General features: G+C 69.5%; 13 protein-coding genes. 8 read left to right on the forward strand and 5 right to left on the reverse strand.

Annotation, left to right across the window (positions count from 1 at the left end; genetic code table 11):
• Positions 1–59 precede the first annotated feature (59 nt).
• Together ACLJPX_RS24180 and ACLJPX_RS24185 are read right to left on the reverse strand one after the other, a co-directional pair.
• Positions 60–896 (reverse strand): hypothetical protein, encoded by an 837-nt coding sequence (locus ACLJPX_RS24180; RefSeq protein WP_410602075.1) that lies wholly within the window; start codon positions 894–896, stop codon positions 60–62.
• Positions 897–1,020: 124 nt separating this feature from the next.
• Complete coding sequence (locus tag ACLJPX_RS24185) at positions 1,021–1,263, reverse strand: DUF3039 domain-containing protein (RefSeq protein WP_005164469.1); 243 nt, start codon at positions 1,261–1,263, stop codon at positions 1,021–1,023.
• A gap of 58 nt (positions 1,264–1,321) precedes the next feature.
• Here ACLJPX_RS24185 and ACLJPX_RS24190 point away from each other — a divergent pair, with 58 nt between their 5' ends.
• Genes ACLJPX_RS24190 through ACLJPX_RS24205 form a run of 4 tightly spaced genes read left to right on the forward strand, consistent with a single transcriptional unit; the run spans position 1,322 to position 4,568 of the window.
• Positions 1,322–2,128 carry a sporulation protein gene (locus ACLJPX_RS24190; protein ID WP_410602076.1) on the forward strand — a complete coding sequence of 269 codons (807 nt, stop codon included), beginning with the start codon at positions 1,322–1,324 and terminating at the stop codon, positions 2,126–2,128.
• Entirely contained in the window at positions 2,128–2,772 is a 645-nt protein-coding gene (locus ACLJPX_RS24195) for a hypothetical protein (protein WP_410602078.1), read from the forward strand. Before ACLJPX_RS24190 ends, ACLJPX_RS24195 begins: the two co-directional genes overlap by 1 nt.
• A 9-nt stretch (positions 2,773–2,781) precedes the next feature.
• Positions 2,782–3,699: a pseudouridine-5'-phosphate glycosidase gene (locus tag ACLJPX_RS24200; RefSeq protein WP_410602080.1), complete on the forward strand. Its 918-nt coding sequence runs from the start codon at positions 2,782–2,784 to the stop codon at positions 3,697–3,699.
• Positions 3,696–4,568, forward strand: coding sequence for a carbohydrate kinase family protein (locus ACLJPX_RS24205; protein ID WP_410602081.1), 873 nt, complete (start codon positions 3,696–3,698; stop codon positions 4,566–4,568). The genes ACLJPX_RS24200 and ACLJPX_RS24205 overlap by 4 nt, the downstream gene beginning before the upstream one ends.
• A gap of 77 nt (positions 4,569–4,645) precedes the next feature.
• Here ACLJPX_RS24205 and ACLJPX_RS24210 read toward each other — a convergent pair whose 3' ends face one another.
• Together ACLJPX_RS24210 and ACLJPX_RS24215 are read right to left on the reverse strand one after the other, a co-directional pair.
• Positions 4,646–4,999: a DUF3099 domain-containing protein gene (locus ACLJPX_RS24210; RefSeq protein ID WP_410602082.1), complete on the reverse strand. Its 354-nt coding sequence runs from the start codon at positions 4,997–4,999 to the stop codon at positions 4,646–4,648.
• Positions 5,000–5,016: 17 nt separating this feature from the next.
• Positions 5,017–6,282 (reverse strand): amidohydrolase, encoded by a 1,266-nt coding sequence (locus tag ACLJPX_RS24215; RefSeq protein WP_410602083.1) that lies wholly within the window; start codon positions 6,280–6,282, stop codon positions 5,017–5,019.
• Positions 6,283–6,309: 27 nt separating this feature from the next.
• Between ACLJPX_RS24215 and ACLJPX_RS24220 the strand changes: the two genes are divergently transcribed.
• From ACLJPX_RS24220 to ACLJPX_RS24235, 4 genes are all read left to right on the forward strand, one after another.
• Positions 6,310–7,806, forward strand: a complete 1,497-nt coding sequence (locus tag ACLJPX_RS24220) for a methyltransferase (protein WP_410602084.1) — start codon at positions 6,310–6,312, stop codon at positions 7,804–7,806.
• Complete coding sequence (gene dtd, locus ACLJPX_RS24225; RefSeq protein ID WP_410602085.1) at positions 7,806–8,231, forward strand: D-aminoacyl-tRNA deacylase; 426 nt, start codon at positions 7,806–7,808, stop codon at positions 8,229–8,231. Before ACLJPX_RS24220 ends, dtd begins: the two co-directional genes overlap by 1 nt.
• 245 nt (positions 8,232–8,476) lie before the next feature.
• Positions 8,477–9,514, forward strand: a complete 1,038-nt coding sequence (locus tag ACLJPX_RS24230; RefSeq protein ID WP_125780198.1) for a sigma-70 family RNA polymerase sigma factor — start codon at positions 8,477–8,479, stop codon at positions 9,512–9,514.
• Positions 9,515–9,823: 309 nt separating this feature from the next.
• Positions 9,824–11,482 carry a fumarate hydratase gene (locus ACLJPX_RS24235; RefSeq protein ID WP_410602087.1) on the forward strand — a complete coding sequence of 553 codons (1,659 nt, stop codon included), beginning with the start codon at positions 9,824–9,826 and terminating at the stop codon, positions 11,480–11,482.
• A 74-nt stretch (positions 11,483–11,556) separates the two neighbouring features.
• Here the strand turns inward: ACLJPX_RS24235 and ACLJPX_RS24240 are convergent, their stop codons facing one another.
• Positions 11,557–11,955 carry a hypothetical protein gene (locus ACLJPX_RS24240; protein ID WP_101606573.1) on the reverse strand — a complete coding sequence of 133 codons (399 nt, stop codon included), beginning with the start codon at positions 11,953–11,955 and terminating at the stop codon, positions 11,557–11,559.
• Between the last annotated feature and the right edge of the window lie 127 nt (positions 11,956–12,082).

Here is a 12,082-nt window from a genome sequence, read left to right on the forward strand (position 1 = left end):
CCTGGGGGACGGGGGAGGAAGGCACGCCGGGCCGGTGGGACGCCCGGCGTGCCTTTCGCTCACGCCTTCCGGAACCGCCACGTCTTGCTGTCGAACGCCACGCACCACGAAGGCGACAGCACGACGACCCGCAGGGTCCCGTCGGCGGCCACGTCGACGCCCTCGGTCTCGAAGTTCCCGCTGCAGGTGCTCTTCAACGGCAACTGCCCCAGCGAGGTCACCCGCCCGGTGACGTCCGAACCGGACAGCGCGCCGGAAAGATCGACCTGCAGCAGCGGTTTGGTCGTCCCGAACAGCGCGCCTTCGGGATCGTCGGACGCGCACAGCAGCCGTGTCGCGGTGACGAAGTCGCAGCCCTGGATGTCCCGCACCGGCCGGTCGAGCCGGATCGCGGACGAGTACGGCAGGTTCGCCGACGGGTTCGTGTGCGCGACGCCGGGCATCGGGTGCACGAGGAGCCGGTCCATCGTGCCCCACTCGCCCGCCACCATCCAGCGCGCGTCGGGGGTCACGGCGGCGAACGAGTTGTTGTTCGCCTCCCACGATTCCAGCGCGTGGGTGTAGTTCGCCCAGGTCCCATCGGGCGACTCGACGCGGAAGAGTTTCGCGCCCCTGTCGTCGCGCTGGTACGGCTCGACGTACCAGCCTTGCGCCGAACCCGGATCGCCGATGTGGTTCCAGCCCTGCGAAGACAGGTTGACGGGAACGGTCGCGATCCCGGTGTAGCGGTAGATGGTCCCGGAGGGCCGCTCGATGGTGGCCAGGCCCTGGCCCTCGTCGAGCGGGCGGGCGTTGTCCGAGCCGACCGTGGTCCAGCCCGTCACGGCCTGGGCCGCGGCGGGAGAGAACACCGCGAGCAAGGCGGCGATGGCGAGCACGATCCCGGTTTTGCGCATGAAGGCTCCGTCCCGACGGGTTTTCGCTGGCGGGTACTGAATTACCAGCGAAAACCGGGACGGGCAGCCACCATGTGAAGGATTTTCAGATTTTGTCCGGTTTCGGACACCGGACGGCCAGGTGTCAGTCGCCCGGCTTGAGACCGTCGTAGATCTTCTTGCAGTCGGGGCACACCGGCGAACCGGGCTTCGCCGACTTCGTCACCGGGAAGACCTCGCCGCACAGCGCCACCACGTGCGTGCCCATGACCGCGCTTTCGGCGATCTTGTTCTTGCGCACGTAGTGGAACATCTTCGGCGCGTCGTCATCGGTGCCGTCGGTGCCCTCGGGGCGGGTATCCGGCTTCGGAAGGGTCTGTGTACTCACCCCTCCATAATGCCCCAAATCCTCCTGCGCACACCGGCGACCTGGCAGGATCTCGCCCATGTTCCAGAAGGTGCTCGCGACATTCGGTTCGGGCGGGGCGAAGATCGACGCCCGGCTGCTCGATCGCTCGGTCTCCCCCGGCCGTCCCCTGCGCGGCGAGGTCCTGCTGCTCGGCGGTGAAGTCGATCAAGAGATCAACGGTCTCTCGGTGAAGCTGCTCGCCCGCGTCCAGACGCCGGACGAGCGCGCTCCCGGCGTCGAGGACCTCGAGTTCGGCACCCAGCAGCTGGCCGGCCGCGAGCGCGTCACCCCTGGTCAGCAGGTTCGCATCCCGTTCGAGGTCGCCCTGCCGTGGGAGACGCCGATCTCCAGCGTCTTCGGCAAGCCGCTGCACGGGATGGCCGTCGGCCTGCAGACCAGCCTCGACATCGCGAACTCCGTCACCGACCCGGTCGACGTCGACGGCGCCGCGATCGAGCCGCTGCCCGCGCAGAAACGGATACTGGACGCCTTCAGCCGGATCGGCTTCGTCTTCCGCGAGGCCGTGCTGGAACGCGGCCGGATCAACGGCGCGACCCAGCAGCTCCCGTTCTTCCAGGAGATCCGCTTCACCCCCTCGCCGCGGTTCGCGAACGTCTTCACCTCCGTGGCGGTGACGTTCCTGTCCTCGGCGGCGGAGACGCAGGTCGTACTGGAGGTGACCAAACGGGTGCGGGTGTCCAAGAGCGGCGGGTTCGGCGGGCGCGGCCAGGAGTTCCTCGGCCTGTTCAAGGTCGACCACGCGGCGCTGGACCGGGTCAAGTGGGAGCCACAGATCGAGGGCTGGCTGCACGAAGTGGCCAAATCACGCGGAATCTTCGACTGATGGACTGGCCAACCGCGATCACCAGGCTCGGTGGCGATCACCAGATCGCCGCCGTCGCGTGGAACGACCTCGAAACCCGCTACGCCGAGCCGCATCGCCGCTATCACGACCTCCGGCACGCCAGAGCCGTCGCCCGCGACAGCGGCGCCCTCGCCGTCGCCTTCGGCCTGAGCTCCCGTGAGCGAGCCCTCATCGCCGTCGCCGCCTGGACACACGACGTCGTCTACGACGCCCGCCCCGGCGAGGACGAACAGGCCAGCGCGGCCTGGACCCGCGACGAGCTCGCCAACGCCCGGGTCCCCGAGGCCGAAATCACCCGTGCGGAGGAGCTGGTCCTCAGCACGATCCATCACGCCGCCCCCGACGACGACGTCCTCGCCACCGCGCTGCTCGACGCCGACCTCGCGATCCTCGGCGCCTCGCCGGAGAAGTACCAGGAGTACGCGGACGGTGTCCGGGAGGAGTACTCGATCTATTCGGACGAGGACTGGCGCGTCGGACGCGCGACCGTCCTGGAAAGCCTGCTGGCGCGGCCGCGGCTGTATCGCAGCGACATCGCGCGGGCACGCTGGGAGAGCAAGGCGCGGGAGAACCTCGCGGGCGAACTGACCCGCTGGCGTGGCGCGGACCCACATCACCGATGATGTTCGTTCGTGACTCCGCAACTGTCCCTTCACGAAGAGGTCGCCTCCGCCCTCGCCGACGGTGACCCCGTCGTCGCGCTGGAGAGCACCATCCTCTCCCACGGTCTCCCGCCCGGCCGGAACCTCGACGTCGCCCGGCGGCTGGAGAAGGTCGTGCGCGACGGCGGCGCCGTCCCCGCGACGATCGCCGTGCTCGACGGCGTCCCCCTGATCGGGCTCACCGGCGAACAGCTGGAGCGCGTCTGCGCGCCCGGCGCGGACCTGGACAAGCTCTCCCTGCGCGACATCGGCCCGGCCGTCGGCCTCGGCCGCTCCGGCGCGACGACCGTCGCGAGCACCGCGGCGCTCGCCGCCGCGGCCGGGATCGGCATGTTCGCCACCGGCGGGCTGGGCGGCGTGCACCAGGGCGCGGCACAGAGCTGGGACGTCTCGGCGGATCTGGGCGTGCTCGCGAAGGTGCCGACCACGGTCGTCTGTTCCGGGGTGAAGTCGGTCCTCGACATCGCCGCGACGCTGGAGCTGCTGGAGACCAACTCGGTGCCCGTGCTGGGGTACCGCACCGGCGAGTTCCCCGCGTTCTACCTCCGCTCGTCCGGCTTCGAGGTGCCGTGGCGGGTCGACGACGCCGCGCAGGCCGCCTCCGTCATCGCCGCCCACCGGGCGCACGCGGATTCCGGGGTGCTGCTGGCGAATCCGATCCCGGAAGCGTCCGAAATGGACCGGGAACTGCACGACCGGCTGCTCGCCGAGGGACTGGAACTCCTGAAGTCGCAAGGGGTCCACGGCAAGGAGGTCACACCGGTGCTGCTGGAGCACTTCCACACCGCGAGCGGCGGCGCGAGCCTCGACGCCAACGAGGCGCTGGTCCTGTCCAACGCGGAACTGGCCACCTCGGTCGCCGTCGCGCTCGCCGGGAACGCGGCATGAGCGGGATCGTGGTCGTCGGCGACGTCGGTCTGGACGTGGTCGCGCGGCACGAAGGTCCCATCCCGCACGGCGGCGACATCCGCGCGAAGGTCCACTTCACCAGCGGCGGCGCGGGCGCGAACACCGCGCTCTGGCTGCGCGCCGAGGGAGCGGAAACCACGCTGATCGCGCGGATCGGCGACGATTCCGGCGGCCGCATGGTGAAGACCGAGCTGGAGGCGGCGGGCGTCCGGTGCGAATTCGCGGTGGATCCCGAAGACCCGACGTTCTGCGTCGTGGTGCTCGTCGACGGCGCCGGCGAGCGGAGCATGCTCGCCGACCGCGGCGCGAACGCGAGGTTCGCGCCCGAGGACATCACCGAGCAGGCGCTGAGCGGGGCGAGCCACCTGCACCTCTCGGGCTACGTCCTGCTGTACCCGTCGTCCCGGCCCGCGGCGCTCGCCTCACTGGCGGCGGCGAAGAAGGCCGGGCTGACGACGTCGGTCGACCCGCAGGCGGCGACGCTGATGACCGATCCGGCGGGCTTCCTCGACGACGTGCGCGGTGTCGACCTGCTGATGCCGAACACCAGCGAGCTGGTCGCGCTGACCGGGTCGAGTGATCCGGAAGCGGCGAAGGAACTGCTGGGCTACGTCGGCGAGGTCGTCGTCACCGCCGGTCTCGACGGCGCCAGCTGGATCGACGCGGGCGGCAACATCACCTCGGTGCCGTCGGTGCCCGCCGACTGCGTCGACTCCACCGGCGCCGGGGACGCCTTCGACGCCGGTGTGCTGGCGGCGTGGCTGCGCGGCGAGTCCACCGTGGAGGTGCTTCGGGCGGGTACGCGACTGGGTGCCCGCGCGGTCGCGAAGGTCGGGCCGCAGCCGTAGCCCCGGGGACGCTATGAAAGGCCCGTTACTTGCAAATTTTGCAAGTAACGGGCCTTTCATAGCGCGCGCGAAGCGCGTCAGCCGCCGTCGATGACCCGGTGGTTGCCGTCTTCGATGCGGGTCGGTTCGGCCTGGTACCGGTTGACCGTTTCGCTCTTGCGCGGCGGCCGGTCGTTGGCGACCAGGACAGCGATCCAGGGCAGCGGGATCGAGATCGCGATCAGCGCCAGCGCGAGCCACCAGGTCTCGTAGAAGATGCCGGCGAGGATGAGGCACGGGATGCGGAACGACATCATGATGATGTACTTCCGCTTCCGCTTGGCGAGCTGGTCTTCGTAGGACGGGGCGGCTTCGGTGATCAGCACCGGAGCGGGTTCCCTCGGTTCGGGACCGTGGGCGGGCGCGTTCACAGCACCACCTCCGGCTTCCATGCTCCCACTCGCCGGGCTCATCCGACACCCGGGTGGGTGAGCCGGTGCCAAGCCGCGACCACGAGCGTTTCCACGCCCGCCGAAAGCGTCGGATGCGGGAGCGGCGCGAACAGCGGCGAATGGTTCGACGGGATGTCCTGTTCGAACCGGCCCGCCGTCATCGCGGCGATGACCTTCTGCTCGTCCAGCCCGCCGACCAGCCAGAACACCGACGGCACCCCGGCCGCGCGGCCGAACTCGCTGAAGTCCTCACTGCCGGTGACCAGCGGCGCGGGCATCACCCTGCCCTCGCCGAAGTGGTCGCGGAACGCGGCGGTGAGGCCTTCGGTGGCCGCGTCGTCGTTCTCGGTGACCGGGAACGTGCCGATGCGCTCGATCTCCGGCGGCTTCGGCGCGCCCGCGGTGGCGGCCTCGCCCTGGACGATCCGTTCGACCGCCGCGACGACCTTCTCCCGCACGGCCTGGTCGAACGACCGGATGTTGACCTCGAGCACGGCGTGGTCGGCGATGATGTTGTGCGCGGTCCCGACGTGCAGCGAACCGACGGTCACCACCGCCGACTCGGTCGCCGAGATCTCCCGCGAAACGATGGTCTGCAGTTTCAGTACCACGGACGCGGCGAGCACCGCGGGATCCACCGTCGTCTCGGGACGAGAGCCGTGCCCTCCCCGCCCGTGCAGCGTGATGCGCAGCGCGTCGGTGGCCGCCATGATCACGCCGGGCCTGGTCAGCACCCAGCCCGCCGGACCCGGCACGACGTGCTGGCCGAGCACGACGTCGGGTTTGCCCGCGGGTTCGAAGACCCCGTCGCGGACCATGCCGACGGCGCCGTCCCCGGCCTCCTCCCCCGGCTGGAAGACGACCATCAGCGTGCCCGACCAGTGCTCGCGCCCGGCGGACAGCAGCGAGGCGGCGCCCGAGAGCCAGGTGGCGTGCATGTCGTGGCCGCAGGCGTGCATCACCGGGACGTCGCGGCCGTCGGCGTCGATCCCGCGCGCGGTGCTCGCGTAGGGCAGGCCGGTCTTCTCCTCGACCGGCAGCGCGTCGATGTCGGCGCGCAGCATGACCTTCGGGCCGGGCCCGTTGCGCAGCACGCCCAGGACGCCGGTGCGCCCGATGCCGGTGTGCACCTCGTAGCCGTCGGCCTCCAGACGGCGGGCCAGTTCGGCGGCGGTGCGGGTTTCGGCGAACGACAGCTCCGGATGCCGGTGGAGGTCGGTGTACAGGTCTTCCAATCCGGGCAGCGCCGCCTGCAGCGGTGCCAGGACACTTTCGAGGCTCACCACCTCATCCTGGCAGTATTACCCACCGTGAGCACACCAGCGGCCTTCCCCGACCTGTCCGACGACGTCTGCGCGAGGCTGCGGGACGCCTTCCGCCGGACGGGTTACGACGCCGACGGCGTGGTCGACGCCCTCGGTCCCGCGAGCGCCGCCCTCGGCCGCGGCGAGCCCGAACTCGCCTATCGAGCCACCCGCGACGCCGGAGAACTCGGCACGCTGATCCGGCTGTTCCTGCTGGGCTCGACCGAGCCGGAGAAAGAGACCGAAGCCGCTTTCTCACCGCTTTCGCTGGACGACGCCGTCGCCGCGACGCTGCTCGTCCCCGAAGCCGGTGGCTACCGAGCCGGTCTCGACATCCGCCCGCACGGTGACGACGAGAGTTCGTGGTGGGTCGTTTCGGACCTCGACGCCGACATCCTCGGCCGGGCGGTGCCCGAAGACCACGTGCTCGGCGTCGGGCACGCCTCGCTCAGCCTGGTCCGCGCCACCAGCCGTCGCGAGGTCGGCAGCCTGCTCGACGTCGGCACCGGTACCGGTATCCAGGCCCTGTACGCCACCCGCCACGCGAAGAAGGTCACCGCCACCGATCTCTCGGCTCGCGCGCTGGCGCTCGCCGCGGCCACCTTCCGGCTCAACGAACTGGACGTCGAACTCGTGCAAGGCGAGTGGTTCGCGCCGGTCGCGCGGCGCCGGTTCGACCAGATCGTCTGCAATCCGCCGTTCGTGGTCGGCCCGCCGCGGGTGGACTACACCTACCGCGACTCCGGGCTGGCGGGCGACGACGCCAGCGCGCTCGTGGTGCGGCAGCTGCCCGGGTTCCTCAACGAAGGCGGCACCGGCCACCTCCTCGCGTCCTGGCTGCACGTCGAGGGCGAGGACTGGGGCGACCGGGTGACCCGCTGGCTGCCCGCCGAGACCGACGCGTGGTTCGTCCAGCGGGACATCGCGGATCCGGGCCTGTACGTCGGCACGTGGCTGCGCGACGCGGGGATCGACCCCCGCTCCCCCGAAGGCCGCGCGAAATCCGGCGCCTGGCTCGACTGGTTCGCCGAAAACGACGTCCAAGGCATCGGTTTCGGCTTCGTCACCCTTCGCCGGGCGGACGGCGCGACCCCGACGATCGTGTGCGAGGACCTCCGGCAGGCCTACGACGACCCGCTGGGCGCCGAGGCGGCGAACTGGCTGGACCGGGTGGAATGGCTGCGCGCCAACGGGGAGTCACTCCTCGGCACCCGGTTCCGGGTCCCGGAGAGCGTCCTTCTGGAGAGCGTCGCCGAGCCGGGCGAGGAGGGCTGGGCCACGACCGTCCAGCGGCTGCACCGCACCGACGGTCCCGGCTGGTCGCACGAGGTCGACGAACTGGCGGCACGGCTGCTCGCCGGCTGCCGGGGCGCGTTGCCCCTCGAGGACCTGATCGTGCTCTTGGCGGCCGCTCAGGGCCTCGAACCGGAGGAACTGGCAGCCGCCGCGCTGCCCGTCGTCCGCGAACTGGTCCGGCACGGCATGCTCCTCCCCGCCGTCTGATGCGGGCGGTGGTGGCGAGGGTCACGGAAGCGAGCGTGACCGTCGGCGACGAGGTGACGGGCGCCATCGGCGAACCGGGTTTGCTGGTACTGCTGGGAATCCACGTCGACGACGAGGTGACGAAGGCGGCCACGATGGCACGCAAACTTCACGAAGCTCGCATACTTCGCGACGAAGAGTCGTGTGCCACCACCGATGCTCCCCTGCTTGTCGTAAGTCAGTTCACCCTTTACGGCGATACCCGCAAAGGCCGCCGTCCGTCGTGGACGGCGGCCGCCCGGCCGGAAAATGCCGAACCTCTCGTGACGGCCGTCGTGGACGCCCTGCGCGAACGTGGCGCACGGGTCGAGACCGGCCGGTTCGGGGCCATGATGGCGGTCCGGAGCGTGAACGACGGTCCGTTCACCCTCCTCATAGAGGTCTAGACCATATCGGTTTCTCCCCCACGGGCATTCTCAGGAAAAGCTCAGGGTTGGTCGAGCAACGTCCCAGGTCAGCCGCCCGTCTTCTCTGTAGCGGCCGGGAACGTTTTCGGACCTCCCGGCGTTGAGCAAAGTGTCCAGCCAAGCTGGGCCGACGAGGAGTAGCGGGTTTTCCACAGGGCTTGCTACGCCGAAGCGGTTCCGGCGGACACACCGCAGCACGTTCAGCCCGTGACCGGGGAGGCAGAATGTCAGTCCAGACTCTCGAACGCGAAGCGCGCGGGATTCGCGAGCGCCGTATCCCGGCGCAATCCACCGAGGAGCCGGTGATCGCGGGGGCGTTCACCGACGCAGCAGCAGATCTCGACGCCCAGAGCCCGGCCGCGGACCTCGTCCGCGTGTACCTCAACGGAATCGGCAAGACGGCACTGCTGTCCGCCGCCGACGAGGTCGAGCTGGCCAAGCGCATCGAAGCCGGAGTGTTCGCCCAGCACATGCTGGACACGGCCGAGAGCCTCACGCCGAAGCGGCGCTCGGAGATGTCCGCCCTCGTGCGTGACGGCCACGTCGCGAAGAACCACCTGCTGGAGGCCAACCTCCGCCTCGTGGTCTCGCTCGCGAAGCGCTACACCGGCCGGGGGATGCCGCTGCTCGACCTGATCCAGGAGGGGAACCTGGGTCTGATCCGCGCGGTGGAGAAGTTCGACTACTCCAAGGGGTTCAAGTTCTCGACCTACGCCACCTGGTGGATCCGCCAGGCCATCACCAGGGGGATGGCCGACCAGGGACGCACCATCCGGCTGCCGGTCCACCTGGTGGAACAGGTGAACAAGCTGGCCCGCATCAAGCGCGATCTGCACCAGCAGCTCGGGCGCGACGCCACGCACGAAGAACTGGCCGCCGAATCGGGCATTCCGGCGCACAAGATCTCCGATCTGCTCGACCACTCGCGTGACCCGGTGAGCCTGGACATGCCGGTCGGCACCGAGGAGGACGCCCCGCTCGGTGACTTCATCGAGGACTCCGAGGCGACCGACGCCGAGAGCGCCGTGATCTCCGGTCTGCTCCAGGACGACCTGCGCCGCGTGCTCGCGACGCTGGACGACCGGGAGTCCCAGGTGATCCGCCTGCGCTACGGCCTCGACGACGGCCAGCCCCGCACGCTCGACCAGATCGGCAAGCACTTCGGGCTCTCCCGTGAGCGCGTTCGCCAGATCGAGCGAGAGGTCATGTCGAAGCTTCGTCAGGGCGAGCGGGCCGACCGCCTGCGCGCCTACGCTTCGTAGTCCTCATTGCGCCTATCGGCGCGGAAAAAGCAACACCCGTTCGGCAGCGTTGACTTATGACCTGCGTCACGAGACCGTCGAGCAGGTAAATAAGTCTTCGCGGTCGGGTGTTCGCGCCCGGATCGCTTTCCCCGGGAGGTCGGGTCCGTCGGGGTGGGCCCGGCCTCCCGAACTAATTTGTGGGGCGCGGCGACAAATTGCGGTGCGAAAATTGCAGTCCGCTTTAGCACTCCCGGACGCGGCGCCGGTCACTCGGGGCCCGCCTTGTACCGTGGGCGGGTTCCCGATGCCGGCAAAGGAGCCCGCGCAGTGGCGCCCACCACGTTCCAGCACACCGAAGTCCTCCCGCTCGCCAAGGACACCCACACCGAGTACCGGCTGCTCAGCGCCGAAGGTGTCGAGGTCGTCGAAGCGGCAGGCCGGAAATTCCTCAAGGTCGAGCCCGAAGCGCTGACCAAGCTCGCCAAGACCGCGATCACCGACATCCAGCACCTGTTGCGCTCGTCACACCTGGCCCAGCTGCGGGCGATCGTCGACGACCCGGAGGCGAGCGGCAACGACCGGTTCGTCGCGATGGATCTGCTGCGCAACGCGGCGATCTCCGCGGGCGGCGTCCTCCCGATGTGCCAGGACACCGGCACCGCGATCGTGATCGGCAAACGCGGCGAAGGCGTGCTCACCGGCGCCGACGACGAACGCGCGTTGTCGCGGGGCATTTTCGACGCCTATCAGGAGTTGAATCTGCGCTATTCGCAGATGGCGCCGGTGAATTTCTGGGATGAGCGCAATACGGGCACCAACTTGCCCGCGCAGATCGAGCTCTATCACAAAGATGGCCAAGGCGACCCGAGCTATGAATTCCTGTTCATGGCGAAGGGCGGCGGCAGTGCGAACAAGACGTTCCTCTATCAGGAAACGAAAGCGGTCCTGAACCCGAAGCGCCTCGCGAAGTTCCTCGACGAGAAACTGCGCAGCCTCGGCACCGCGGCCTGTCCCCCGTACCACCTCGCGATCGTCGTCGGCGGCACGTCGGCGGAGTTCAACCTGAAGGTCGCGAAGCTGGCCTCGGCCCGCTACCTCGACGACCTGCCCACCGAGGGTTCCGAGCTGGGCCACGGTTTCCGCGACGTCGACCTCGAACAGCAGGTGCTGGAGATGACGCGCCAGTTCGGCATCGGCGCGCAGTTCGGCGGCAAGTACTTCTGCCACGACGTCCGGGTGATCCGCCTGCCGCGCCACGGCGCGTCCTGCCCGGTCGGCGTCGCCGTCTCGTGCTCGGCCGACCGCCAGGCCAAGGCGAAGATCACCGCCGACGGCGTCTTCCTGGAGCAGCTGGAACGCGATCCGGCGCGGTTCCTGCCGGACGTCACCGAGGACGACCTGTCCGACGAGGTGGTGACCGTCGACCTCAACCGGCCGATGGCCGAGATCCGCGCGCAGCTCTCGCAGCTGCCGGTGAAGACGCGTCTGTCGCTGACCGGCCCGCTCGTCGTCGCCCGCGACATCGCGCACGCGAAGATCGCCGAGCGGCTCGACGCGGGCGAAGAGATGCCTCAGTACCTTCGCGACCACCCCGTGTACTACGCGGGCCCGGCGAAGACGCCCGAGGGCTACGCGTCGGGTTCCTTCGGGCCGACCACCGCGGGCCGCATGGACTCCTACGTCGAGCAGTTCCAGGCCGCTGGCGGTTCGCTGGTGATGCTGGCGAAGGGCAACCGGTCCAAGAAGGTGACCGCGGCGTGCGAGGAGCACGGCGGCTTCTACCTCGGCTCGATCGGCGGCCCGGCCGCGCGGCTGGCGCAGGACTGCATCAAGAAGGTCGACGTCCTCGAGTACGCCGAGCTGGGGATGGAGGCGGTCTGGAAGATCGAGGTCGAGGACTTCCCCGCGTTCATCGTCATCGACGACAAGGGCAACGACTTCTTCGAGGCCACCTCGGAACCGACGCTGCAGATCAGCTTCCGCTGACGTGAGCCGCTATGAAAGGCCCGTTACTTGCAAAATTTGCAAGTAACGGGCCTTTCATAGCACTCTCTGGAGCCTTACCGCATCTGCTTCAACACGACGGTCCGCTCTCCCAGCGGCGCCGCCAGCGACACCGAGATCACCGGATGCCGGATGTCCATCGTGCACATCTGGCCGGTCTGGCCCTTCAGTTCGGTCAGGTTGACGGTGACCCGGTTCCCGTCCTGCTGCGCGGCCTCCGCCGTCGCGTGCCCGCAGCCGCCTTCCTGGCCGCGGATGTTCAGGATCGTCCCGCCGTTGCTCGTGTACACCTCACGCGGGTAGTCCGCGGGCAGCGCCGCCGCGTCGAGCTGCTTGTCCGGCAGCTTGGTGCTGCCCTCCGGGACCTCCTGGCGCGGAGCGCCCGGGATACCGGGCTGGCTGCCCGGGGCGGGTGTCGGCGAGGAGGACGGCGGGGCGGTCGGCGACGGCGGCACGGTACTCAGGGTGCCGCTACCGGGTCCGGCCGCGGGTTCCGCTGCCTGGTTCTGCGCCCCGCAAGCGGATACCGCAACGACGATCAGGCCAAGGCCGATGACATTCGTTAAGTACCTCATGCGGCTA

Origin of the sequence: Amycolatopsis sp. lyj-90 (assembly GCF_046549035.1) — a bacterium.
In the GTDB taxonomy this organism is placed as follows: domain Bacteria; phylum Actinomycetota; class Actinomycetes; order Mycobacteriales; family Pseudonocardiaceae; genus Amycolatopsis.

Coding starts and splice junctions, on each gene's coding strand:
- ACLJPX_RS24180 (WP_410602075.1), bottom strand. CDS start 896: ATGCGCAAAACCGGGATCGTGCTCGCCATCGCCGCCTTGCTCGCGGTG.
- ACLJPX_RS24190 (WP_410602076.1), top strand. CDS start 1,322: ATGTTCCAGAAGGTGCTCGCGACATTCGGTTCGGGCGGGGCGAAGATC.
- ACLJPX_RS24195 (WP_410602078.1), top strand. CDS start 2,128: ATGGACTGGCCAACCGCGATCACCAGGCTCGGTGGCGATCACCAGATC.
- ACLJPX_RS24205 (WP_410602081.1), top strand. CDS start 3,696: ATGAGCGGGATCGTGGTCGTCGGCGACGTCGGTCTGGACGTGGTCGCG.
- ACLJPX_RS24210 (WP_410602082.1), bottom strand. CDS start 4,999: ATGGAAGCCGGAGGTGGTGCTGTGAACGCGCCCGCCCACGGTCCCGAA.
- dtd (WP_410602085.1), top strand. CDS start 7,806: ATGCGGGCGGTGGTGGCGAGGGTCACGGAAGCGAGCGTGACCGTCGGC.
- ACLJPX_RS24230 (WP_125780198.1), top strand. CDS start 8,477: ATGTCAGTCCAGACTCTCGAACGCGAAGCGCGCGGGATTCGCGAGCGC.